Genomic DNA, 24,224 nt, shown 5'->3' with positions numbered 1-24,224 from the left:
GGGACCCTGACTCGAACCCAATCGCCGACGGGAGGATTCAGCCTCGCGGCTCGAGCAGGGACGCCATCACCGTCGACTCGGCCTTCTGGAGGTGTTCAGCCGCCGTCGCGGTCGCGCAGTCGAGTTCGTCGGCGACGGCTTCGGTCGTCACATCCCGCGGAACGTCGTAATAGCCCAGTTCGAGGGCCGTTTCGACCGCTTCACGCTGCCGGGGTGGTAGTCGGCCGACGACGCTGTCGGCGGCGACTCGCTTTCCACCGACCTGCACGAGGGTCACGCCGACGCCCTCGGGGACGCCGTCGACCGCGGTCTGGATGTCGGTCTCCGTCCCGACGATGGAGAACGTGTTCGTCCCGTCGTCGTTGCACTCGATCGGCGGTACCGTCATGAGGCTCCCGCGAGTGAAGTTCTCGAACAGCGCCCGCGCGGCGACCGAGACCTCTCCCTCGAGAAAGCAGTAACACGCCCGGTCCGTGATCGGGAGTACCTCGTAGTCCGAGACCATCGGGCTGTCGGCGAGTTCGCCTTCGAAACGCCGGTACTCGCCCTCGAGCCGGAACAGGAACCCCGTCGGCGGGGACGAGACGTTCCAGTTGACGATCAGGGCCCGCTCGAGGTAGCTCGCGCCGCCCGCGAGGCGTTCGTATATCGGCGGCGCGTACGCCCCTCGCGGACTGAGCGTGATGCGAACGCGTTTCATGAGTCAGCCTTCGAATAAGACGCTGAAAACGATTGCCCCCGGCGGGCCGCGAGCGAACGCAGCGCCGGCCCGCAGGGATAAACGAGGCCGATATTTTCGGCCGAACGGATACGTCCTCGCAGCCCCTCCGCTCGCGTATGCAGCGAAACGTCGGCGGACTGGATCGAATCGTCAGGGCCGTCCTGGGCAGTTGGGTGCTTGCGGTTGCCGTCGCCGCGCTGGTCGCCGGCCGCCGCGCGACCGCGGCAGTGCTGGCCGTCGGGGCGGCGGGCCTGCTGTTCAACGCGACGGCCCGCTTCTGTGGCGGCAACTACCTGTTAGGTATCGATACGACCGACGACGGCTCCTGTTCGCGGGAGTGACGGGGCACCCGAACCCGTAATCGGCGCGCCGTGTCGCTCGGCACTCGCTTACTGGTGGCCGGACACCGGCACCGGCTCGTAGGGCTCCTCGAGGTAGGCCATGTCGGAGTCCGAGAGGTCGATCTCGAGGGCTTCGACCGCCTGCTCTAGGTGTTCGACACTGGTGGTCCCGACGATCGGCGCGTCGACCCAGTCCTTGTGGAGCAGCCACGCGAGGGCGATTTGGGCCATCGTTGCACCCTTATCGGCAGCGACCTCGGCGACCCGCTCGTTGATCTCGCGGCCGCCGCCCTCGCGGTAGGGGTGTTCGTACAGGTACTCCTCGGTCTCGCCGCGGGCCGTCGCGTCGATCTCCTCGTGGGGCCGGGTGAGATAGCCCCGAGCCATCGGCGACCACGGGATGACGCCGACATCTTCCTTGTCACACAGCGGTAGCATCTCCCGCTCTTCCTCGCGGTAGACGAGGTTGTAGTGGTTCTGCATCGTTTGAAATCGCTCGAGGCCGAGCCGGTCGCTCGTCCCCAGGGACTCGGCGAACTGGTGGGCCCACATCGAGGAGGCACCGATGTAGCGCACGTGGCCCCGGCGGACGGCATCGTCGAGCGCCCGCAGGGTCGTCTCGACCGGCGTGTCGTAATCCCAGCGGTGGGGCTGATAGAGGTCGATCGTCTCCATCCCGAGCCGCTCGCGGCTGGCCGCCAGTTCCTGTTCGATCGCCTTCCGCGAGAGCCCGCCCGAGTTCGGGTCGTCCTCGCGCATCCGGAAGAACCCCTTCGTGGCGACGACCGCCTCGTCGCGACGGCCCTCGAGGGCCTCGCCGAGGATCCGTTCGGACTCGCCCCGAGAGTACATGTTTGCGGTATCGAAGAAGTTGATCCCCAGATCGATCGCCCGGTCGATGATCTCTTTGCTCGCTTCGTTCTCCAAGACCCACTCGCGCCAGTCGCTCGAGCCGAAGCTCATACAGCCCAGACAGATGCGGCTGACCTGCATGCCGGTCGACCCGAGGGTGGTGTATTCCATACCGGCGCTACGAGAACCGGCCGGAAAACGGTACGTGGTGCGGCAAACGATACCACATCGCTCGATTCCGGCATCGTCTCCTGAACCGGACGTGTGTTCGGCGCCGACGGTCCAGCGAGGGGTTCGTGATCCGTCGCCGGCTACCAGTGCCCGAACAGCCGCTGGATGACGGTGCGGTCGCTGGGTCGTTCGGCCAACAGGACCGAACTGTCGACCTCGTTGACGACGTCCATGTGCAGCGAGTCGCTCATCAGCCGCGAGATCACGCCCTCTTCGGTTGCGCCGATGAGGACGAGCGTGTTGTCCCGGGACCGGCGACAGATCTCTCGCTCGACGTCACCGGAGTCGTCGACGACGAGTTCGGCGTCCTCGAGGTCGCGTTCGGCGGCCCACTCGGCGAGGAACTCCTCGCCGCGTTCCCGGTCGTCGGGGCTGGCGACGACGTGTTGCAGCGTGATCTCGGCACCAGAATGGTCCCGGAGCGTACGCGCGACTTCGGCACTCAGATCCGAGTCCGGGCCGCCGGCGGTCGGGAGCAGAATCCGGGAGGTATCCAGCTCCCGGTCCTTGAGGATGAGGAAGTCACAGGGGAGGTTGCTGGTCAGTTCGTTCATCCGGCCCTCGGCACGGCCCTGGCCCCAGGGACGGTCATCGCCCCAGCCGAGAACCACGAGGTCGGCCCGTTCCCGTTCCGCGGTGTCGAAGACGTCCTCGAACGAGCGATGCGAGACGACCGTCGATGTCTCGAAGTCGACGTCGTAGGAGGCCGCGCGCTGGCGGACGGTCTCCATGCGGTCCTCGGACTCGGAGACGATCCGTTCGGTCTGTCCCGCGCCGTACCGCATCGACGACCGGCCGGGCATCTGGACGATGTGGACGGCGTGGACCGTCGCGTTCTCGTGCCCGCTGGCGAGCCGGCAGGCCAGATCGACGATCGTCGACTCCGTGCGGGGGTTGGCGATCGGGACGAGGACCCGGTAATCGCCGTTCTCGCTCGCGTGGGCCTCCGCGGTGTCGATCAGCGGCACGTACGAGCGGCCGGCATAGCTGCCGAACAGCCACTCCCGAATCGAGAGTTGGCGGTCGGCCCCCTCGAACCGGGCCGACTCGAGGCGGTGTTCGCTGGTCTGGAAGTAGTTGACGACGGTGACGAGGACGATCCCGCCGATGGTGTTGCCGAGCAGGACCGGCAGGACGAACCCGTAGAGTCCGGTCAGGACGGCGAGTTCGCCGGCCAGGACCAGATAGACCATCTCGGTAAAGGAGACGACGACGTGGAACAGATCGCCCAGCGGGATCGCGAGGAAGGCCATGTAGACGACGACCAGCCGCGAGATGGTATCTCGGGAGGCGTAGACGATCCAGACGACGCCGGCGACGATCAGGCCCGCGAAGGCCGCCTTGGAAAACAGCGTCCACCACGACGTCTCGACGCCGTGTCGGGCGAGATCCATCGCCGCGGCCGCCGAGTCGTCGTCAAAGACGCCGCCGTAGGAGAGCGCGAGCGCGCCGAGCGCGCCGCCGGCGAAGTTGCCCACGAGGACGATCGACCAGTGACGAAGCAGTGCGGGAATACTGGCCAACCGCTCCAAGGTGAGCGCGACCGGCGGCAGCGTGTTCTCGGTGTAGAGCTGGTAGCCGCCGATGATGATGTAGATAAAGCCCAGCGGATACAACAGCTTGCTCAGTATGGGATGACCGTCGGTCGAGGCGGTCAACGTCGCGTACAGCAGAAACGTGATCGTGATGGCGAAACCGGCCGCGAGGCCGCTGAAGAACAGTTCGCGACCCCCCGAGGTGACCTCCTCGTCGGCGGCCGCGACGATCCGCTGGAAGATCTCGTCGGAGGAAAACCGGTCGCGCACGACCGCGCCGACCGCCGGGGCCCCGCTTCTGGATCGTTCGACCGCTTCGCGGACCTGTTCTTGCTCCGTCGAGTCGTCGGTCCTGTAGCCCCCGCCGGGCGGCTCTCGGTTCGTCCGTTGCCGGTCGGGAGGATCCGAATCGCTCATTACCGCATACGCATTCGGGAAGCGACTAATCGTTTCGGATCTCCCCCGGTTCCGCCGGACGGCGCCGGCGCCCGATCCCCGTCAGAGCGACTCCGGCTCGAGGCGGTCGACGCCGCGTTGCAGCGCGAGGAACGCGGCGATCGCGAGCAGGCAGTAGCCGGCGAGCAGTCCCCATGTGGTCGTCGTCGGATTGCCGATCGCGAACTTCGCGACGGTGTTTGCAGGGTGTTCCGGCAGGACCGTCGCGACGACCAGCGCGCCGACGGTGGCCATGGAGTAGAGCAACTGTGCCTGTCGCCTGTCGGGGGCCCACAGCGCGACCGCGACGCCGCCGGTCACCACGAGCAAGGACAGCGCGGCGACCAGCGCGACGAGCGCGACCGGGCCGGCGATCGCCGTCCCGTTGACGGCGAGCAACGCCAGCCAGGCGATCGCCTGGACCGGTGCCAGCGCCGCGATCGCCAGCAGCTTCGCGTCGACCACCTCGGCGAGCGACAGCGGCGCGACCCGGAGCAACTCGAGGGTGCCCCGCTGGCGCTCCTCGATCAGCGAGTCGACGGCGATCGAGCCGCTGATGAACACCGGCAGGAAGCAAAGCAGCGGCACCAGGATCGTGTAGGTGAAGCCGACGTACGGGCTGGCCTCGATCTCGCTCGGCACGGGGACCGGCGAGCGCTCGAGCCGCCCGGCATCGGCGTTTCGCTGGCGCTCGACGCGTTCGACCTGCTGGAGGGTGTCCCGCAGCTGGACCACGAGCAGGGTCGTCCGGATCCCCTCCTCCGGAGCCGTCACCCTGACGCTGAGCCGCCCGTCGTCGTTCCGGTTGGCGTCGAGGACGGCCGAAACGGACCCGGAATCGAACGCCTCGTAGGCCGCCCCACGGTCGTCGAATTGCCGGGCAGTGACGCCGTCGCGTTCGTTCGCGACCGACAGCAGGGTCTCGGTGTCGTCGCCAGTGACCGCGACATCTAGCTCGTAGCTGTCGACGGCCCCAGGATCGTACAACGAGACGAGCCCGACGACCAGAAACGAGGAAAAGGCCGCGATGAACAGCTGGATCGCCAGCGCCAGGATGATCGTCTTCTCGGAGCGCAGCGATCCCAGTTCGCGACGGGCGACCGCCCACCTAGCTCGCCGGCTCGAGCCGGACTCTCCCCCGCCGTCGGCCCGCGTCGGCGGGTTCGGACCGCTCGGTTCCGCGTCCCGGTCCCGGCCGGGATCGCCGTCACGCGACAAAGGTCAACACCCCCAGGTTGTACGCGACGTGAACGATCGTCGCCGCGAGGAAGCCGACGGCGTAGCCGGTCCGCCCGCGGCTGGCACCGACGGCCGAGCAGATTGCGGTCACGACGTGCAGGGCAAGCGGTGCGAGGAACACGACCGCGAGTAGTAGCGGATCGCTCGAGACGGCCGGGCCGAACGCGGCGGTTCCGACCGGCAGGTCCGGGAGGCCGACGAACTGGACGACGTGGGTGACCTTCTCGCCGAGGAAGAAGCCGGCCCCCGAGAACGCGCCGAGGACGACGGCGGTCTTCGCGGTGGCGTCGAACCGCGAGCGGGCGAACCCGGCGTAGACGCCGACGCTTTTGGCTAGTTCCTCGATCGCGGCGGCGGCGACGACCATGGCCGGTACCGCGACGACCTCCGGGACGGCGAACAACAGCGCGACCGAGAGCAGTTGGCCGGCGAAGACGAACGGGATAAAGAGGATCGATAGCAGGGCGATGCTCCGCCGGCCCCGGAGCCGGTTCGCGACCGCGTCGAGGACCTTCGCCGGGATCGGCTTCTGGGCGAACATGTCCTCCTCGCGGTAGACGCCGACCCCGAGCAGGAACAGTACCGCCGCGCTCAGGTAAAACGGCCCCGTCGAGAACAGGTACTCGCCGAGCCGAACCGACTCGTCCTGTAAGTCCATCACGATCAGCGTCAGCGGCGAGATCAGCGCGATCGGGTTCACGTCGGTGAAGATCGCCGGAATGAACGTGTACGTCGTCAGAAAGACGCTGATCGTGACCGTCACGAACGTGAGTTCTTTGAACGAGCGGGCAAACATCGCGCCGGTAAACGACGCTGCCAGGAAGAGCAGGGCGATCGGCAGCGCCGCGGCGACTGCGAGCGGGCTCCCGCCGATACCGACCGCAATCGCGACGACGATCCCGACGAGTCCGAGCAGATACGGCAGCGTCTTCCCCGCGACGATCTCGCGGCTCGAGGCCGGCGACACCAGGAGGAGTTCGCCGCGGCGGTTGAGCCGTTCGTCCATGATCGTACTCCCGTAGGCCTGAATCACGAAGTTCATCGGCACGACGAACAGGAAGGCCAACACGAGCGAGTCGAAGGGGAACGGCGGCGCGATCGAGCCGGGCGTCCCCGGCGCGCTCGAGGCCCCCGAGTCACCGCCGACGTTGGGGACCTGGAGGCGGTCGTCGCCGCCGTCGTCCCCGCCCCCGCCGCCACCGGTCGCGGGTTCGTCACCGTCGCTGTCGGTCCCGCCGTCGGTGGTTCCGTCCCCGCCATCGCTCGATTCGTCCGCGGTTCCGCCCCCGTCGTCGCTCGTCCCGTCGGCGGTCGTCCCCCCGAGGTCGCGGTCCTGATACTCGAGGGAGACGAGGACAGGGTAGGCCGCTGCCTGGTCCGACTCCCGATCCATCAGGTTCGCGTTGTACGTCTCCACTGCGCTCCGGAACTCGTCGTAGGCCGCCGCGCCGTTCGGGCCGTCGTGGGCGATCCGCCCGTCGCGGGTCACCACCACGTCGACGTTTGCGTCCTCCCGAAGCGCGATGGTGTCGGCGTTCCCGCCACCGGATTCGGCCACTACGTCTTCCAGTGGTACCGGGCGAAACTGCTCTGCTTCGACCGCGACGTCGTGGTACTGACTCTCCTCGGCGACGCCGACGACGTATATCTCGCGCTCGAGGCCGAGCCCCTCGTCAGAGACGGAGACGCCGGCGGTTCCGGCCGCGAGGACCAACACAACGAGCGCGACCGCCGTCTTCCGGTCGACGGTGCCCGCGCTGGAGGTGACTTCCCAGCGGGCGATCCGGCCCGTGCGCGCGATGGAGTTGGAGAGCCGTCGGAGGCGGTCGGCGAACGCACTGCGGCGGCCGTCACTCACGCCTCCGTCTCCTCCGGTTCGCTGGCGACCTCGAGGAAGATCTCCTCGAGGCTCGGCGTCTTCGTCTGGATGTCGGTCACGCGGCCGCCGGCGGCCTCGACGGCCTCTCGAACGGCCTCGACGGTGGCCATATCGGCGACGACGTGGCGGATCTGGCCGTTCTCCTCGGTGACCTCGAGCGGCGAGTCGGCGTCGGCCGGCCCGTCGCTACCGTCGGCCGTCGCGTAGACGTGGTACTCGGTGCCGCCGTGGGCCTCGCGGATCGCCTCGAGCGTGCCGCGGGCGACGATCCGACCGTCGTTCATGATGATGAGTCGGTCGCAGATGCTCTCGACGTGAAAGAGGTTGTGCGCGCTGAAGACGATCGTCTTCCCCTCGTCGCTCAGCTCGCGGGTGAACTCGATGATGTAGTTGGTCGTCAGTGGGTCCAGTCCCGAGGCGGGCTCGTCGAAGATCAACACGTCGGGATCGTTGACCAGCGCCCGCGCGATCGCGACCTTCCGTTGCATCCCCTTGGACATGTTCCCGATCCGGCGCTCCCGGTGTTCGAGATCGAGGCGGTCCAGCGAGTCGTGGATCCGCTCGGTGGCCACGTCCGCGGGCACGTCGTAGAGATCCGCGAAGAACTCGAGGTAGCCGACCGCGGTCATCTCCTCGTAGAGTGGGGACTCCTCGGGGAGGAAGCCGAGTCGGCGCTGCATCTCGCGCTCACCCGGGGTGTGGCCGGCTACGACGGCGGTGCCGTCGGTGGGCTCGATCAGCCCGGCCAGCATCTTCAGCGTCGTCGTCTTGCCCGCACCGTTGGGGCCGACGACGCCGAAGACCTCGCCGCGTTCGATCTCGAAGGAGCTGCCCTCGACGGCGGTGAAGCCGCCGTATTCCTTCCGGAGGTCGTCCACTTCGAGTATCGCCATTCGATAGTCCGACGGAGGGAGCCACCCCAGTAAAGTCTAGTGGTGACGACAGTCAGGTCCGGGAACCGATCGGCCGCGGTCAGGCGTAGGCGTCGTTGAACTCGCGTTCCCGGCGCATCAGTTCGTGGACGCCGTGTTCGAGGATGCCCCGTCCCATCGCCGTCGGCCGATAGTAGGTGTAGAAGCCGCTGCTATCTGGCGTCCGCCGCTGTCGTTTATCGACCAGTCCGACGTCGACCAGTTCGTCCAGGTGATAGTGGAAGTTGTGCGACGCCACGTCGACGGCGTCGTTGAACGCCGACGCACTCAGTTCGTCGTTCGCGACCAGCGTTCGCAGCAACCGGTACCGGACCGGATGGCCGATCGCCCGCTGCATGTCGAGGTACTCCTCGAGCGTCAACCCGCTGTTCTCCGGGAGCGGCGGCTCCGGCCGCCGGACGTCCCCTGCGTCTCGGTTAGTTGCATCTGCCATACCGTCTCGTGTGAATCGCTTGTCGCCCGATCGACTTAGGCGTTGTCTACTAGAGAACTCTCTATAGCGGCCGGTTTTATATGTGATCCCTCGGTAGCCGACGCCAATGCGACAGCGTATCATCGAGAATCTCCCGCGGGACTGCGGCGATTCCGACGCGCTCTCGCCCGTCGAACGGGAGCGGTTTCTGGTGTACGTGATGGGTCCGTACCGAACGTTCGACGTCGAGGCCCTGCTCCCGGACGACGCCGATTCGACCGACGACGCTCTCCCGTCGTTCGCGACGTGGAACGAGCGCTCCGGGTCGTACGCGGAGGACGACGTTCTCCGGCTGCTACAGGAGACCCGAGACTGTCTGCGCGAGCGCGGCTTCAACGCCTTTCTGGCGATCGACGTCGGGATCGATCTCGAGGAGATGGACGCGGCGACCCAGAGCATCGAGTTCGCCAGGGCCAGCAACGCGACGGTGTTCGTCGCACCTGCCGTCGGTGACAACCTCGGTGTCGGGATCGAGATCGGGAGCGTCCTCGAGGACATGCTCGGATCGGACGCCGACGGGGATCCGGCCGACGCGAACCCGCCGCGGCGCGCCGAGCGGTTCATGGTGGCGACGGAACCGGACGTCCGAAGCGCGATGCTCGGTGCCGTGCATACGCGCTGGGACGGGAGTGTCAGGACCTTCGACGACGCAACCGCGCTCTGTCGGCTGTGCGCCCAGTTCTGTACGCACGTCCAGAACGAAGAGCTGTACGGCGACCTCCGACGGCTAGACTGAGCCGCCCCGCCCGTCGGCGTGAAACCCTCATATCCGAGGAGCGGCTAGGGAACCCATGACTCGAGTTCGGACCGCGACGACCCCGGACGGCCGCCGCCTCGAGGTGTCGCACGTCCTCTCGGTTCCCGCGGCCGAGGCCTGGGACCTCCTGGTCGACACGACCCGCTGGCCGGAGTGGTCGCCGCTGGTCAACGGCGTCGAGGCGACCGACCGGCGGCTTCGTCCCGACACGCGGGGACGGATCCGTGTGCCGGGTGCGTGGGTCCCGTTCCGGATCACGTCGTGTACGGAACGGCGCTGGACCTGGCGCGTGACTGGGATCCCCGCAGCCGGCCACCGCATCGACGACCTCGGCGAACGGCGGTGTCGGATCGCGTTCGAACTCCCCGTCCACGCTGCGGGTTCGGTCCCCGTCTATCTGCGGGCGCTGGAGAACCTCGAGACGTTGCTCGAGAGCGACCCGCCGGCGGAGTAGCGCCGGCCGTGACCCGCGTTCGCGACGGAGACGGTCGGGAGCTACGGCGGTCGCTCGAGCGAGAACCGATCCCCGGTTCGGGCGTACCGGCTCCCCGCGAGTCGACCGAGAGCGTCGATCTCGTCGACGTCGATCTTCCCGTCGGTCGTCACCGATTCCTTGATGTGGACGTGTTCGACTTCACCCAGCACGAGCGTCGAGCCGCCGACGTCGACGAGGTCGTGGAGGGAACACTCGAAGGTCACCGCGGCGTCGGCGACCCGCGGTACGTCGACCGCGCTCGAGGCGGCGCGCTCGAGGCCGGCGTGGTCGAACTCGCTTTCCGCGGCCGGCAGCGTGGCGCTGGTCTCGTTCATCGCTTCGGCGAGGTCCGCAGTGACGAGGTTGACGACGAACTCGCCGGTGTCGCGGGCGTTTCGCGGCGTGTCCTTGAGCCCGTCGGCTCCATCGACCGGCGCGAACAGCAGGACCGGTGGGTCGACCGACGCCACGGTGAAGAAGCTGTACGGCGCGAGGTTGTCGACGCCGTCCTCGCTCGTGGTACTCACCCACGCGATCGGCCGGGGGACGACCGCGCTCGAGAGGATCCGATAGAGCGAGCCGTCGTGGTCGGCGGCATCGATTTCGAGGGCGTCGGACCCGTCCGTTCCGGCCGTTCCGCCGTCGGTCATCGCCGTCTCACCCGTCGGGCCGGCGTCGGCGCTGCCGGTCGCCGCGCACAATCTACTAACACGATGATACCCGGTTCGTATGCGAACTACTAAAACGGTTCGCGACGTAGGCGGCGGTACTCAATGGCATCCCAACGGCCCGAACCCCGCGAACAGGACGACGGCGCCTGTCCCGTGATCGCCTCCCTCGAGCAGATCGGCTCCAAGTGGCGACTGGCGGTCCTCCACGAGCTACTGGACGGCGAACAGCGCTTCAACGAACTCAAGCGCTCGACGGGCGCGAACGCCCGCACCCTCTCGCGGGTCCTCGACGACTTAGGCGAGATGGGCTTCGTCGAACGACGCATCGAGGAGGACGCCCCCGTCGCCACCTTCTACAGCCTCACCGACAAGGGCGAGTCTCTCGAGCCGGTTTTCGGCGAGATCGAGTGCTGGGCGGGAAGCTGGCTCGAGGAGAGCGCGCTCGAGGCGTAGCTCCGGACGGCGAGAACAGTGCCGGGGTTCTCGATGTGATTACTCGTCGGTCTCGAGTTCGACCAGTTCGAGCGACCGATCGAGGTGACAGACCTCGTGTGGCGGCTCGCCGACGATCTCGGCGATGCGGTACTCCTCGTCGAAGGCGACGCCGTCGGGCTCGCAGTACTCGTGACTCGGACACTCGACGTAGGGGCAGGGGCCGGGGAGGCTGGTCTTGCTGCCGGCGAAGGCACCCTTCGACGTGATGTTCGCGCGCACGGAGACCGGCTCGACCTCGACGGCCCGGACCCCGCCGTCGTGCATGGCACACTCGAGGGTCTGGGCGTTCTCGCGGATCGACGTGACCTGATACTTCGTGCCCGGCGAGAGATTGAGACACTGGCTCCGGTACGGACAGCCGGCACAGGCATCGGCTTCGCCCTCGTAGATGAACTCGGTCCCCGGTTCGGCCAGCCGGGACCCGACGAGCGTAACGGTCGACATGGGAACGGATACTCGCCACTGGCGGTTAAGGGTCACGTCACGGCGGCCGCGACGGTCCAGTCGATCACCGCTTCGGGAGTCAGTCCTCGCAGCCGTCGCCGGTGAGGTCGTCGAGTCGCTCGAAGTACTCCTCGCGGGGAACCTGATACAGGTCGCGGTAGTCGATCTCGCCGTCGTCGAACCGCCGGGCGAGTGCGACCGTTTCCTCGAGGGCCGCGTCGCGCGTCGGGTACCGCAGCGTCTCGTCCAGCGAGACGTCGGGCTCGAGATAGAGCGTGACGAACCAGTCCGCGGTGTCGGCGGTGTCGCCGGGGTGAACGCCGGGACGTCGGGTTCGCTTGCCGTGGGTGAGATACAGCGTCGGCAGACAGGGAGCGGGGAAGTCCGCGGCGTCGAAGACATCCGGTCGGTACGCGAGGACGAGCCGGCCGTCCTCGCCCCGACTCCAGACCTGCCAGGCCTCGGGGAGCCGCGGGTCGATACCCCCGTCGTCAGCGGTCGAGTCCGACATAGCCTCCGATAGACGCCCCGCGCCTAAATCCCCCTCGTCACGGTGGCCAGAGGGACGAGGGTGGTCCAGTGACTCGCCGCGACCCCGAACTGGCGCGCGCGAGCCCACGCTGCCTATGCAGGCTGGCAACTTATACCATAGTCGCCCGAATGTGGGGTGTGATACCTAGGCCCAACATATGTTTCTAGCAGAATTCGTGTGGAATGAGGTTCTGACAAATACCTTTTGGGGCTAAGGTTAAGTACCTGGATTACTCACTCATTAAATACTATCGGTATCCGATCGCCGGACCGATCCACTCCGCGCCCGTCCCCGGCGCACCGTTGCTCGACCCCCTACACGGTGTTGGGCAACGGAGAGTGGTGAAAGGTGACAGATGACACGCTACTACGCCGCCCACGAACGGGTCACGCTCCCCGAGAGTCCCCTCGAGGAGCCCGACGAGTTCGACGCTCACGTCGGGTACAGCGAGGCGACGGATTCCGACGGTTCGGCCGCGAGACGCCTCGGCTGGTCGAAGACGTCCGCTTTCACTCCGTGCGATCACGGACGACCGCAAGCGGGGGGAACCCACTCAACGATACCATGACCGGTGACATCGAGACACTCGAGCAGCTCAGTACCGATTACAAAGAGTCGATGCCCGCGGACCTGCGGGAGACCAAGTCCTTCGACTGGTACCTGGAGGAGGTGTACGAGGATCCGAAAGTGGCCCGCAACGCCCATCAGCGCGTCGCGGACATGTTCGACTACTACGGCACCACCTACGACGAGACCGAAGGGATGGTGGAGTACCAACTCGCCAGCGAGGACCCGCTGGGCGACGGCGAGAACACCTTCTACGGGAAGGTGATCCATCAGTCGATCCACGAGTTCGTCAACAAGGTCAAATCCGGCGCTCGCCGGCTCGGGCCGGAACGACGGATCAAGCTCCTGCTGGGGCCGGTCGGCTCCGGCAAGTCCCACTTCGACAAGCAGGTCCGGAAGTACTTCGAGGACTACACGCTCCGCGAGGACGGCCGGATGTACACCTTCCGGTGGACGAACCTCTGTGACGTCATCCAGGACCAGGACCCGGCCGACGACACGGTCCGGTCCCCGATGAACCAGGACCCGCTCGTCCTCCTGCCGCTCGAGCAGCGCCAGCGGGTCATCGACGATCTCAACGAGAACCTCGATGCCCCCTACACCATCCAGAACGAGCAGGCGCTCGATCCGGAAAGCGAGTTCTACATGGACAAGCTGCTGGCCTATTACGAGGACGACCTCCAGCAGGTCCTCGAGAACCACGTCGAGATCGTCCGCTTCGTCGCCGACGAGAACAAGCGACAGGGCCTCGAGACCTTCGAGCCCAAGGACAAGAAGAACCAGGACGAGACCGAACTCACCGGCGACGTCAACTACTCGAAGATCGCCATCTACGGCGAGAGCGACCCCCGAGCGTTCGACTACTCCGGCGCGTTCTGTAACGCGAACCGGGGGATCTTCTCCGGCGAGGAACTGCTCAAACTCCAGCGGGAGTTCCTCTACGACTTCCTCCATGCGACCCAGGAACAGACGATCAAGCCCAAGAACAACCCCCGGATCGACATCGACCAGGTGATCGTCGGCCGGACGAACATGCCCGAGTACAAGGACAAGAAGGGCGACGAGAAGATGGAGGCCTTCAACGACCGTACCAAGCGGATCGATTTCCCCTACGTCCTCTCCTACGAGGACGAGGCCAACATCTACGAGAAGATGCTGCAAAACGCCGACGTGCCCGACATCAACGTCGAGCCACACACCCTCGAGATGGCGGGGCTGTTCGGCGTCTTGACTCGCATCGAGGAACCCGACACCGAGACCGTCGGGCTGCTCTCGAAGGCCAAAGCCTACAACGGCGAGATCGACGAGGGCGACGATATCGACACGAAAAAGCTCCGCGAGGAAGCCGAGGCGAAAGCCGAGATCGGCGAGGGCATGGTCGGGGTCTCACCGCGCTTTATCGGCGACGAGATCGCCGAGGCGATCATGGACTCCAAACACCGCCAGCGCGGGTTCCTCTCGCCGCTAACGGTCTTTAACTTCTTCGAGGAGAACCTCGAACACCACGGCTCCATCCCGGAGGACAACTTCGAGCAGTACTACCGCTACCTCGAGACGGTCCGCGAGGAGTACAAGGAACGCGCCATCGAGGACGTCCGCCACGCGCTGGCCTACGACATCGACGAGATCCAGCGCCAGGGCGAGAAGTACATGGACCACGTGATGGCCTACATCGACGACGACACCATCGAGGACGAGTTGACGGGCCGCGAGCAAGAGCCCGACGAGACGTTCCTGCGCTCGGTCGAGGAGAAACTCGACATCCCCGAAGATCGGAAGGAAGACTTCCGCCAAGAGGTCTCGAACTGGGTTTCCCGCCGCGCCCGCGAGGGCGAGGCGTTCAACCCGCAGGACAACGAGCGCCTGCGCCGTGCCCTGGAACGCAAGCTCTGGGAGGACAAGAAGCACAACATCAACTTCTCCGCGCTGGTGTCGGCCAACGACTTCGACGACGACGAACGCTCCGCGTGGATCGACGCGCTGATCGAACAGGGCTACTCCGAAGGCGGCGCGAAGGAAGTACTCGAGTTCGCCGGCGCGGAGGTCGCCAAAACCGAGATGGAAGACTAACATGACCGGACACGACTACGTCACCGAGGCCGACCGCGCCCTCGAGGAGACCTACGAGGAGCCGATGAGCCTCGCGGCGTACGTCGATCGGCTCTTCGAGAACCCACAGATCGCCTCCCACGCCTCGAAGTACCTCCTCGAGGCGATCGAGGCCGCCGGCACCCGCACGGTCGTCGAGGAGGGCGAGGAGAAGGAGCGCTACCGCTTCTTCGACGACCCGTACAACGACGGCGAACACGCCATCTTGGGCAACACCGAGGTCCTGAACGGGTTCGTCGACGACCTGCGGTCGATCGCCGCGGGCCGGGCGAAAGACGAGAAGATCATCTGGTTCGAGGGCCCGACGGCGACGGGCAAGTCCGAACTCAAGCGGTGTCTGGTCAACGGGCTGCGCGAGTACTCGAAGACGCCCGAGGGCCGCCGGTACACCGTCGAGTGGAACATCTCGACCGCCGAGGGCGGCGAGCGCGGACTGAGCTACGGCGACGACGGCGGCACGAGCGCCGCCGACGAACAGAACTGGTACGAGAGCCCGGTCCAGGCCCATCCCCTGTCGGTGTTCCCCGACGCCGTCCGCGAGGACCTGCTCGCCGAGTTGAACGACGAACTCGACGATCACGTCCCGATTCAGGTCGACGCGGCGCTGGACCCCTTCTCGCGGGAGGCCTACGACTTCCTCGAGGAACGCTATCGCCGACGGGGCGAGGACGACCTGTTCTCGGCGATCACCGACGAGGATCACCTGCGCGTGAAAAACTACGTCGTCGACGTCGGACAGGGCGTCGGCGTCCTCCACTCCGAGGACGACGGCCGGCCCAAGGAACGGCTCGTCGGCTCGTGGATGCACGGGATGCTTCAGGAACTGGACTCGCGGGGCCGGAAGAACCCGCAGGCCTTTAGCTACGACGGCGTCCTGTCGCAGGGCAACGGCGTCCTCACCATCGTCGAGGACGCGGCCCAGCACGCCGACCTCCTCCAGAAGCTGCTGAACGTCCCCGACGAACAGTCCGTGAAACTGGACAAGGGGATCGGGATGGACGTCGACAGCCAGATGCTGATCATCTCCAACCCCGATCTCGAGGCCCAGCTCAACCAGCACTCCGATCGAAACGGAATGGACCCGCTGAAGGCGCTGAAGCGGCGCCTGGACAAACACCGCTTTGGCTACCTGACGAACCTCAGCCTCGAGACGGAGCTGATCCGGCGCGAGCTAACCAACGAGACGGCGGTCTGGGAAGCTGGGAGCTACGACGAACTCGCCGACCGGATCCGCGCGCCGGTGCGGGTGACGATCAAGGACCGCGACGGCGAGACGCGGGTCCAGGAGTTCGCGCCCCACGCGATCGAGGCGGCCGCGCTGTATGCCGTCGTCACGCGACTGGACGAGGAAACCCTCCCGAACGGGCTCGATCTCGTCGACAAGGCACTGATCTACGATCAGGGCTACCTGCAGGAGGGCGACAGCCGCCGCGAGAAAGAGGAGTTCGACTTCGACGACGACGGCAACGACGGCGATCACGGCATCCCGGTGACGTACACGCGGGACACGCTCGCGGAACTGCTCCAGACCGACCGCGACCGCCACCACGCCGACCTCCCGGTCGAGGACGTCGTCATGCCCCGCGACGTCCTCAACGCGATGGTCGAGGGGTTGGTCGACGCGCCGGTGTTCTCGACGGGCGAGCGCTCCGAGTTCGAGAACCGCGTCGTCCCCGTGAAAAACTACGTCTACGACCAGCAGGAGAGCGACGTCATCGAGGCAATCATGTACGACAAGCGCGTCGACGAGGAGACCGTCGCCGAGTACGTCGAACACGTCTACGCGTGGGAGACCGACGAGCCGCTGTACAACGACCGCGGCGAGCGGGTCGAGCCCGATCCGCTGAAGATGAAGCTGTTCGAGATCGAACACCTCGGCCGGTTCTCCGAGAACGAGTACGACGGCAACCAGCCCCGCGAGAGCGTCCGGAACTTCCGCCGCGAGAAGGTCATCACCTCGCTGAACCGTCACGCGTGGGAACACCGCGACGAGGACTTCTCGGTCGAGGACGTCGACCTCACCGCGATCCCGGTGATCAAGACCGTCCTCGAGAGCCACGACTGGGACGACGTCGAACGGACCTTCGAGGACTTCGATCCGCGACAGTGGAGCGATCCGCCGAGCGACACCCAGACGGCGGCGGTCAAGGCAAACACGATCGAGACCATGGTCGACCTCTTCGGCTACTCGGAGGCGTCGGCCGAGCTAACCAGTAGACACGTCATGGGACAGGTGAGTTACAGATGGGACTGAGAGACGACCTCGAGCGGTTCCGCGAAGTCGGCGAGGAGCGCCGCGAGGACCTGGCCGACTTCATCCAGTACGGCGACCTCGCGGGGAGCGGCCCCGGCGAGATCAACATCCCGGTCAAGATCGTCTCGCTGCCGGAGTTCGAGTACGATCAGCGCGATCAGGGCGGGGTCGGGCAGGGCGAGGACGGGACCCCCGACGCCGGGCAGCCGGTCGGCCAGCCCCAGCCACAGCCGGGCGACGACGACGGCGAAGACGGCGAGCCCGGCGAGGAGGGCGGCGACCACGAGTACTACGAGATGGACCCCGAGGAGTTCGCCGAGGAACTCGACGAAGAACTCGGGCTGGACCTCGATCCCAAGGGGAAGAAGGTCATCGAGGAGAAGGAAGGCCCCTTCACCGACCTCACGCGGACGGGCCCGAACAGCACGCTCGACTTCGAGCGGATGTTCAAGGAGGGGCTCAAGCGCAAGCTCGCGATGGACTTCGACGAGGAGTTTCTGCGGGAACTCTGCAAGGTCGAGGGGATTTCGCCCCGCGAGGTCTTCGAGTGGGCCCGCGGCGAGAACCTCCCGGTGTCGATGGCCTGGATCGAAGAGGCCTACAAGGACATTCCGGACGAGGAGCGCGGTACATGGGACTCCATCGAGGCGGTCGAGGAAAACGTCGAGCGCGAGAGCGTCCAACAGAAGATCCGCCGCGAGGGGATCCAACACGTCCCCTTCCGCCGCGAGGACGAGCGCTACCGCCATCCCGAGATCATCGAGGAAAAGGAGAAGAACGTCGTGGTCGTCAACATCCGGGACGTCTCCGGCTCGATGCGCGAGAAGAAACGCGAACTCGTCGAGCGGACCTTCACCCCGCTGGACTGGTACCTGCAGGGCAAGTACGACAACGCCGAGTTCGTCTACATCGCCCACGACGCCGACGCCTGGGCGGTCGAGCGCGACGAATTCTTCGGCATCCGCAGCGGCGGCGGGACGAAAATCTCGAGCGCGTACGAACTGGCCCAGCAGCTCTTGGAGGAGTACCCCTGGAGCGACTGGAACCGCTACGTCTTCGCGGCGGGGGACTCCGAGAACTCCTCGAACGACACCGAGGAACGGGTCATCCCGCTGATGGAGGAGATCCCGGCGAACCTCCACGCTTACGTGGAGACCCAGCCGTCGGGCAACGCGATCAACGCCACCCACGCCGAGGAACTCGAGCGCCACTTCGGGACCGACGCCGACGACGTGGCGGTGGCCTACGTCAACGACCAGTCGGACGTGACCGACGCGATCTACGACATCCTCTCGACGGAGGGCGAATCAGATGAGTAAACGCAACTCCAACGCGGACCGCTTCCGCAAACAGGCGATCGCGGGCGAGCTCGAGGAGCCGGTCGAAGAGGCCCGCAATCTGGCCGAGAAACTCGGCCTCGAGCCCTACCCCGTGAAGTACTGGATCATCGACTACGACGAGATGAACGAACTCATCGCCTACGGCGGGTTCCAGTCTCGGTATCCCCACTGGCGGTGGGGCATGCAGTACGACAAGCAACAGAAACAGGGCCAGTACGGCGGCGGGAAGGCCTTCGAGATCGTCAACAACGATAACCCGGCCCACGCCTTCCTGCAGGAGTCGAACACGGTGGCCGACCAGAAGGCGGTGATCACCCACGTCGAGGCCCACTCGGACTTCTTCGCGAACAACGACTGGTTCGGCATGTTCACCGGCGGCCAGGCCGACGAGGATCAGGTCAACGCCGCCGCCATGCTCGAGCGCCACGCCAGAGCCATCGACGAGTACATGTCCGATCCCGACATCGACCGCGCCGAGGTCGAGAAGTGGATCGACCACTGTCTGAGCCTCGAGGACAACATCGACCAGCATCAGGTCTTCACCCGTCGGCTCGATGTCGACGGTCCCGCGGGCGAGATCGACGAGGATCTCGCCGAGAAGTTGGACGAACTCGACCTCTCCGACGAGATCAAAGGCGAGGTCTTCGACGCGGAGTGGGTCGAGAAACTCGAGGGCGAGGAGATCACCGGGAGCTTCCCGGAGGAGCCACAGAAGGACCTGCTGGCGTTCGTCCGCGAACACGGCAAGCAGTACGACGCGGAGGCCGGCCGCGGCGTCGAGATGGAAGAGTGGCAACGCGACATCCTCGATATGATGCGCGCGGAGGCCTACTACTTCGCCGCCCAGAAGATGACGAAGGTGATGAATGAGGGGTGGGCCGCCTACTGGGAATCGACGATGATGACCGACGAGGCCTTCGCCGGCGACGACGAGTTCCTCAACTACGCCGACCACATGGCGAAAGTCCTGGCCTCGGGCGGGCTCAACCCCTACAGCCTCGGGATGGAACTCTGGGAGTACGTCGAGAACACCACCAACCGGCAGGAAGTCCTCGAGGCTCTGCTGCGCGTCGAGGGCGTCTCCTGGCGCAACCTCACCGACGTCGTCGACTTCGACGACGTCCTCGAGACGCTCGAGCCGCCCGCGGCGCTCGAGACGATTTCGCCCGACACGCTCGATGACGTCGCGACACTGCCCGACGAGTGGGTCGATCACGAGGCGCTCGAGCGGGCCCGCGAGGGCGAGATAGACGTCGAGAAGTACCCCTGGAAGGTCCTGACCTACGAGGGGCTGGCCCGCCGGCACTACTCGCTGGTCAAGCGCCAGCATCGGGGCTTCCTCAAGCGAGTCAGCCAGAACGACCTCGAGCGGATCGGCCGCTACCTGTTCGACGACGCGCGGTACGACTCCGTCGCGGACGCGCTCGCGGAGATCGACTACGCGGCCGGCTGGGACCGGCTGTTCGACGTCCGGGAGAGTCACAATGACGTGACCTTCCTCGACGAGTTCCTGACTCAGGAGTTCATCACGGAGAACAACTACTTCACCTACGAACACTCGCAGGCGACCGGGCAGTTCCACGTCGCCAGCGACGCCGCCGCGGACGTCAAGAAGAAACTGCTCTTGCAGTTTACCAACTTCGGGAAGCCGACCATCGCCGTCTACGACGGCAACTACAACAACGCCAACGAACTGTTGCTCGGTCACCAGTACAACGGCGTCATGCTCGATCTCGGGCAGGCAAAGGAGACGCTGAAGCGGATCTTCGAGCTGTGGGGCCGGCCGGTGAACCTGCTGACGATCGTCAAGGAGGTCGACGAACACGACATCGAGGTCGCAAAGCGGCGCAACCGCGAGCCCGACGCCGAAGAGCAGGGCAAACTGATCCGATACGACGGCCAGACGATGACGACCGAGGACGTCCCCTGGGAGGAGGTCGAACACCTCGCGGCCGACGACGTGGACTACGACACGAAGCCCGACGAGTGGCTGGCCTGAGCCGGTCCGCCGTCGGACGGCGCCGAACGGCCGCGCTCGAGCCGGCACCGGCTCCGAAGCCCGCCCGCGACGGCCCGTCGTCAGGCGAACGGCCGATCGCGTTGGCCAGAAGGCTTTTGCTGGTTTTGTTCGATTGGCGAGACACGATGGATGGGGATGGGGGCGAGGCCGTCGAGCCCCGGGGCCGGGGAGCCACCGGGATCGACCTGCCAGCAGTCCTGACACGACTCGACGGGGAGCCGAGCGAACAACGAGCGGCGGTAAACCGGATCCGGACCGCGATCGACGAGCGGGACGGGGCGGCCGGCTGTGCCCCGACGGTCCCGAAACTCCGGTCGCTGCTCGAGCGGCCCGAGATCGACTTCCGGGAGACGGTCGCCGCCTGCCTCGCCGATCTGGCGGCCGAGGCACCGACCGACGTCGCACCGTCGACGGGGTCGATCGTCGCCGTCGCCCGCGACGACCCCGATCGGCCGATGACCGGCGAGTTGCTCCGGTGTCTCGCGGCCGTCGCTGCCGAGCGACCCGACGTCGTCGTCGATCATACCGTGGCGATCGCCGACGTCCTCGAGCAGCGGTCGGACTACGATACGGACGGCCTCGACGCGCTGGCGCACGTTTCTCGGGTCGATCCGACGGCACTCGAGCCGGCGGTATCCGTGTTGAAAGCGGCGCTGTCGGCTGCTCCGGCAGAGAACGGGCGGCCCGCACTGCGCGCGCTCGGGCGACTGGCGCGGTCGGAGGGGGATCTCGGCTCGCTCGCGTTCGTTTCCCACGCCGCGGCGCTCGTCGATCACGAAAACCCGGCCGTCCGACACGAGGCGATCGGCTGTCTCGGCGACGTGGCCCACCACGACCCAGCGGCGGTCGAATCGGTCACTGCGGAGTTGGGGACCGCGCTTTCCTGTGACGATCCCGACACCCGGGCCGCAGCCGCGGTGACGATCGCCCGCATCGCCGCCGGCACCGAAACCGCGGTGGACCCGGTCCGCCGCCAGTTGCTCTCGTTGCTCGCCGACGACCACGCACACGTTCGGGCGAACGCCTGCGTCGCACTCGGACACGGCGGCGTCGAAGCTGCCGAACCGCGACTCGCCGACCTCGCGAGTCGGGACCCGGCACCGAACGTCCGCGACCGCGCGTCGTGGGCCGCGGGTCGGTTGTCGTAGTCCGTGCCGGAACCGAAACCGAGCCCTTTCTCGCCGCCGTAGGCCAGCCCATGACGTTCACCGTCGAGACGGACGAGCGACTGACGACCGTCGACGTGACCGAGTCGATCGCCGCGGCGGTTCCGGACGACTGCGAGTCGGGTACCTGTACGGCCTTCGTCGAACACACGACGGCCGCGCTCGTCGTCCAGGAAAACGAGCCACGGCTCCGGGGCGACCTCGAGTCGTTCCTGCGGGACCTCGTTCCCGATTCGGGACACGCACACGACGAACTGGACGGCAATGCGGACTCGCATCTGCGGGCCGCGCTACTGGGCCCCGACGTGACGGTCCCGGTCGCGGACGGCGAGCCGGCGCTGGGGACCTGGCAGTCGGTGTTGCTCGTCGAATGTGACGGGCCGCGAACGCGGACCGTCTCGGTGACGACGACCGAGGCGTAGCCGATCAAATCGTCTCGGCGAGCGGCCGGTCGGCGGTCGTCACTCGCCCGCTACACGTCGAGCGGCCGATCGGCCGAGACGTAGTCGACGCCCCGCCGCTCGAGCAGCCGCGCCGTCGCTGCCCGCTCGACCGTCCAGGCGTGGACCTCGAGATCGACTGCCGTCGCCCGCGGGACGATCCCGGTCGCCAGACACCGAACGCGGTTCGCACCGAGGACGGCACAGTCGAGTTCCACCGCGGTCGTCACCGGCGTCTCGAGGCGGTGGCTGGCCAGCAGGCCGATCGGTTGGCTCGAATCACGCTCGCGGATCGTCCGCAGTTCGCCGGGCAGAAAGGAGGTGACGACGACTCGGTTGGGGAGGTCGGTTCGGTCGAGGATCGCGAGAACGTCGGCGGCGAGACCGCGCTCTTTCAGTTCGATATGGACTTCGACTGTCGGCGGGACGGCCGCGAGCATGGCAGCGAGCGTCGGGATCCCCTCGCCGGTCCCGCGGACGGACCGGTCGGCGAGGGCCGCAAGCGACAGCGCCGCGACGGTGCCGGTCCCGTCGGTGACTCGATCGATCGTCTCGTCGTGAACGACGACGAGTTCGCCGGTCCCACAGCGGCGCACGTCGAACTCGACGGCGTCGGCGCGGTCTGCCGCAGCGCGGACCGCGCCGATCGTGTTCTCGGGCGCGACCGCGGCGAACCCCCGGTGGGCGATACAGCGCATAGCGGTCGATCGTCGCCCAGCGGCTTCAGTCGGTCGGCGGGTCGCAGCCGTCGGATCCGCGGAGAGTCATCGGGACCGATCCAAAGCACTTAGCAAGTATTGTTAAAAGAACCGCCTGACTAGATGGAGACGACTGTTGCACCGGGCGGGACACCGACTGCCCGATCAGTTCTGATCCACGCATGAGAGGTCGATGTAACGACGCGGTCGATGTCCTCCTCGTCGCGGACGACGACGAGACGAGCAGCCGTATCGAAGCCGAGTTCGACGACATCGCCGTCAAAACGTCGGTTCAGGTCGTGTCCAACGGGACCGAGGCGCTTCGGATCCTCACCGACGCGGCGACCGACTCGTCGGCCGGCCCCGATCTCGTCTTGCTGGACCGGGACCTGTCGCGAACCGACGGCCTCGAGTTACTCGAGGCACTCGCCGACGAGGCGGTACTGGGACGGCGTCCCGTCCTCGTGCTGGCCCGACCGGGGGATTCGGAGGCAGTCCGCGAGAGCTACCGCCTTGGCGCGAACGCCTCCCTCGAGAAGCCGACGGACGCCGAAGGGTACACCGAACTGGTCGAAGCGGTCGCGGAGTTCTGGTTCAGACGCGCGGCCCTGCCGGTGGGCGACGGCTAATACTGTTGACGGAACGACGTGACGATCGGTCGCTTCACTGCGGCCGTCGCTGGTATGGACGGCCACGAATTCTCGATCGGCTTCGTATCGGCTGCTAGCGACAGTAGCACGCGCGGTGTGAAATGGACTGGTGTCCGTCGCTCGGTGCAACCGCGACCGTCCTGTGGTTGTCCTGATCCGTCGTTACACGGCCCGTATGAGTCGACGCCGCGTGCAGCCCCGCCTTTGATGCGACAGGGACACACACCCACCCGTATGTCACCCGATACCGACTTCGAGGTCGACTTCGAGGGGACTGTCGCAGTGATCACCGGCGCGAGCGGCGCGCTCGGCAGCGCCGCCGTCGATCGCTTCCGCGAGGCCGGCGCGACCGTCTGTGCGGTCGACGTGATCGCACCCGACGACGAGGACAGTCTGCTCGAGCGTGATCCCACCGACGAGTCCGCTCTCGCCTTCTACGAGGCGGACCTGACCGACGAGGACGAGGTCGCGGCGCTGATGGACACGATCGTCGACGACCACGGCCGGATCGACCACCTGCTGAACGTCGCCGGGACGTGGCGCGGCGGCGACCGCATCGAGGAGACCGACCTCGAGGAGTTCGACCTCCTCCTGAACGTCAACCTGAAGACGGCCTTCCTCGCCGCGAAACACGCCCTGCCCCACCTGCAGGAAACCGAAGGAGCGATCGTGGGGATCAGCGCCCGCTCCTCGCTCGAGGGCGGCGAGGGCGACGGCCCCTACCGGATCACGAAGGCCGGCATCCGGCTACTGACGGAGACGTTGGCCGAGGAGAACCGCGGGACGGTGCGAGCCAACTGCGTCATGCCGAGCGTCATCGACACCCCGATGAACCGCGAGATGATGCCCGACGCCGATCACGACGCATGGGTCGATCCGCTCGAGATCGCCGACGTGATGGCGTTTCTCTGTAGCGACGCCGCGGCGGTGACGAGCGGCGCTGCGGTGCCAGTGTACGGCGAGGCCTGA

23 protein-coding genes are annotated in these 24,224 nt (G+C 66.7%); 12 read left to right on the top strand and 11 right to left on the bottom strand.

The features are described 5' to 3' along the window. Nucleotides 1-37 precede the first annotated feature (37 nt). Nucleotides 38-700 carry a helix-turn-helix domain-containing protein gene (locus tag ACSBP4_RS14335; protein WP_049964434.1) on the bottom strand — a complete coding sequence of 221 codons (663 nt, stop codon included), beginning with the start codon at nucleotides 698-700 and terminating at the stop codon, nucleotides 38-40. Nucleotides 701-837: 137 nt separating this feature from the next. Between ACSBP4_RS14335 and ACSBP4_RS14330 the strand changes: the two genes are divergently transcribed. Further along, nucleotides 838-1,062 carry a YgaP family membrane protein gene (locus ACSBP4_RS14330; RefSeq protein WP_006181759.1) on the top strand — a complete coding sequence of 75 codons (225 nt, stop codon included), beginning with the start codon at nucleotides 838-840 and terminating at the stop codon, nucleotides 1,060-1,062. Between the two features lie 48 nt (nucleotides 1,063-1,110). Here ACSBP4_RS14330 and ACSBP4_RS14325 read toward each other — a convergent pair whose 3' ends face one another. From ACSBP4_RS14325 to ACSBP4_RS14300, 6 genes are all read right to left on the bottom strand, one after another. Next, nucleotides 1,111-2,085, bottom strand: coding sequence for an aldo/keto reductase (locus ACSBP4_RS14325; RefSeq protein ID WP_435552593.1), 975 nt, complete (start codon nucleotides 2,083-2,085; stop codon nucleotides 1,111-1,113). 140 nt (nucleotides 2,086-2,225) lie between these two features. Continuing rightward, nucleotides 2,226-4,097 carry a formate/nitrite transporter family protein gene (locus ACSBP4_RS14320; RefSeq protein WP_049964433.1) on the bottom strand — a complete coding sequence of 624 codons (1,872 nt, stop codon included), beginning with the start codon at nucleotides 4,095-4,097 and terminating at the stop codon, nucleotides 2,226-2,228. An 81-nt stretch (nucleotides 4,098-4,178) separates the two neighbouring features. Then, nucleotides 4,179-5,333: an ABC transporter permease gene (locus tag ACSBP4_RS14315; RefSeq protein ID WP_435552592.1), complete on the bottom strand. Its 1,155-nt coding sequence runs from the start codon at nucleotides 5,331-5,333 to the stop codon at nucleotides 4,179-4,181. Beyond that, complete coding sequence (locus tag ACSBP4_RS14310; protein ID WP_435552591.1) at nucleotides 5,323-7,212, bottom strand: PrsW family intramembrane metalloprotease; 1,890 nt, start codon at nucleotides 7,210-7,212, stop codon at nucleotides 5,323-5,325. The genes ACSBP4_RS14315 and ACSBP4_RS14310 overlap by 11 nt, the downstream gene beginning before the upstream one ends. After that, nucleotides 7,209-8,126, bottom strand: coding sequence for an ABC transporter ATP-binding protein (locus tag ACSBP4_RS14305; RefSeq protein WP_435552590.1), 918 nt, complete (start codon nucleotides 8,124-8,126; stop codon nucleotides 7,209-7,211). Before ACSBP4_RS14305 ends, ACSBP4_RS14310 begins: the two co-directional genes overlap by 4 nt. Before the next feature lie 79 nt (nucleotides 8,127-8,205). After that, complete coding sequence (locus ACSBP4_RS14300) at nucleotides 8,206-8,598, bottom strand: winged helix-turn-helix domain-containing protein (protein WP_049964426.1); 393 nt, start codon at nucleotides 8,596-8,598, stop codon at nucleotides 8,206-8,208. 106 nt (nucleotides 8,599-8,704) lie between these two features. Here ACSBP4_RS14300 and ACSBP4_RS14295 point away from each other — a divergent pair, with 106 nt between their 5' ends. Further along, nucleotides 8,705-9,373, top strand: coding sequence for a DUF7509 family protein (locus ACSBP4_RS14295; RefSeq protein ID WP_049964425.1), 669 nt, complete (start codon nucleotides 8,705-8,707; stop codon nucleotides 9,371-9,373). A gap of 55 nt (nucleotides 9,374-9,428) precedes the next feature. Then, nucleotides 9,429-9,848: an SRPBCC family protein gene (locus ACSBP4_RS14290; protein WP_049964424.1), complete on the top strand. Its 420-nt coding sequence runs from the start codon at nucleotides 9,429-9,431 to the stop codon at nucleotides 9,846-9,848. A 41-nt stretch (nucleotides 9,849-9,889) separates the two neighbouring features. Here the strand turns inward: ACSBP4_RS14290 and ACSBP4_RS14285 are convergent, their stop codons facing one another. Then, nucleotides 9,890-10,519: a flavin reductase family protein gene (locus tag ACSBP4_RS14285; protein ID WP_435552628.1), complete on the bottom strand. Its 630-nt coding sequence runs from the start codon at nucleotides 10,517-10,519 to the stop codon at nucleotides 9,890-9,892. A 123-nt stretch (nucleotides 10,520-10,642) separates the two neighbouring features. On the opposite strand from ACSBP4_RS14285, the gene ACSBP4_RS14280 reads away from it, so the two are divergent. Continuing rightward, entirely contained in the window at nucleotides 10,643-10,993 is a 351-nt protein-coding gene (locus ACSBP4_RS14280) for a winged helix-turn-helix transcriptional regulator (protein WP_006648922.1), read from the top strand. A 39-nt stretch (nucleotides 10,994-11,032) separates the two neighbouring features. Here the strand turns inward: ACSBP4_RS14280 and ACSBP4_RS14275 are convergent, their stop codons facing one another. Continuing rightward, a complete protein-coding gene (locus tag ACSBP4_RS14275; protein WP_006181749.1) occupies nucleotides 11,033-11,479 on the bottom strand; it encodes a UPF0179 family protein in 447 nt (148 codons plus the stop codon). Between the two features lie 79 nt (nucleotides 11,480-11,558). Next, entirely contained in the window at nucleotides 11,559-11,990 is a 432-nt protein-coding gene (locus ACSBP4_RS14270) for a DUF5820 family protein (protein ID WP_435552589.1), read from the bottom strand. Nucleotides 11,991-12,575: 585 nt separating this feature from the next. On the opposite strand from ACSBP4_RS14270, the gene ACSBP4_RS14265 reads away from it, so the two are divergent. From ACSBP4_RS14265 to ACSBP4_RS14240, 6 genes are all read left to right on the top strand, one after another. Beyond that, entirely contained in the window at nucleotides 12,576-14,648 is a 2,073-nt protein-coding gene (locus ACSBP4_RS14265) for a PrkA family serine protein kinase (RefSeq protein WP_435552588.1), read from the top strand. Between the two features lies 1 nt (nucleotide 14,649). Continuing rightward, entirely contained in the window at nucleotides 14,650-16,941 is a 2,292-nt protein-coding gene (locus tag ACSBP4_RS14260; RefSeq protein ID WP_435552587.1) for a PrkA family serine protein kinase, read from the top strand. Continuing rightward, the gene (locus tag ACSBP4_RS14255) at nucleotides 16,932-18,260 is read left to right on the top strand and encodes a YeaH/YhbH family protein (RefSeq protein WP_435552586.1); all 1,329 of its coding nucleotides are present in this window, start codon (nucleotides 16,932-16,934) and stop codon (nucleotides 18,258-18,260) included. Before ACSBP4_RS14260 ends, ACSBP4_RS14255 begins: the two co-directional genes overlap by 10 nt. Further along, on the top strand, nucleotides 18,253-20,280 hold the full coding sequence (locus ACSBP4_RS14250; protein WP_049964414.1) for a SpoVR family protein: 2,028 nt from the start codon (nucleotides 18,253-18,255) through the stop codon (nucleotides 20,278-20,280). Before ACSBP4_RS14255 ends, ACSBP4_RS14250 begins: the two co-directional genes overlap by 8 nt. A gap of 146 nt (nucleotides 20,281-20,426) precedes the next feature. Then, nucleotides 20,427-21,449: a HEAT repeat domain-containing protein gene (locus tag ACSBP4_RS14245; RefSeq protein ID WP_049964413.1), complete on the top strand. Its 1,023-nt coding sequence runs from the start codon at nucleotides 20,427-20,429 to the stop codon at nucleotides 21,447-21,449. Between the two features lie 50 nt (nucleotides 21,450-21,499). After that, a complete protein-coding gene (locus ACSBP4_RS14240; RefSeq protein ID WP_049964412.1) occupies nucleotides 21,500-21,889 on the top strand; it encodes a secondary thiamine-phosphate synthase enzyme YjbQ in 390 nt (129 codons plus the stop codon). Nucleotides 21,890-21,939: 50 nt separating this feature from the next. Here ACSBP4_RS14240 and ACSBP4_RS14235 read toward each other — a convergent pair whose 3' ends face one another. Continuing rightward, the gene (locus ACSBP4_RS14235; protein ID WP_049964411.1) at nucleotides 21,940-22,605 is read right to left on the bottom strand and encodes a glycerophosphodiester phosphodiesterase; all 666 of its coding nucleotides are present in this window, start codon (nucleotides 22,603-22,605) and stop codon (nucleotides 21,940-21,942) included. 182 nt (nucleotides 22,606-22,787) lie between these two features. Between ACSBP4_RS14235 and ACSBP4_RS14230 the strand changes: the two genes are divergently transcribed. Together ACSBP4_RS14230 and ACSBP4_RS14225 are read left to right on the top strand one after the other, a co-directional pair. Continuing rightward, a complete protein-coding gene (locus ACSBP4_RS14230; RefSeq protein WP_006648912.1) occupies nucleotides 22,788-23,234 on the top strand; it encodes a response regulator in 447 nt (148 codons plus the stop codon). Nucleotides 23,235-23,489: 255 nt separating this feature from the next. Then, nucleotides 23,490-24,224 carry an SDR family oxidoreductase gene (locus ACSBP4_RS14225; protein ID WP_435552585.1) on the top strand — a complete coding sequence of 245 codons (735 nt, stop codon included), beginning with the start codon at nucleotides 23,490-23,492 and terminating at the stop codon, nucleotides 24,222-24,224.

Source organism: Natrinema sp. CGMCC1.2065 (assembly GCF_051225675.1).
Classification (GTDB): Archaea; Halobacteriota; Halobacteria; order Halobacteriales; family Natrialbaceae; genus Natrinema; species Natrinema thermotolerans.
Note: the sequence above shows the minus strand (reverse complement) of the source record. Positions and strands in the feature narration are given on the sequence as shown.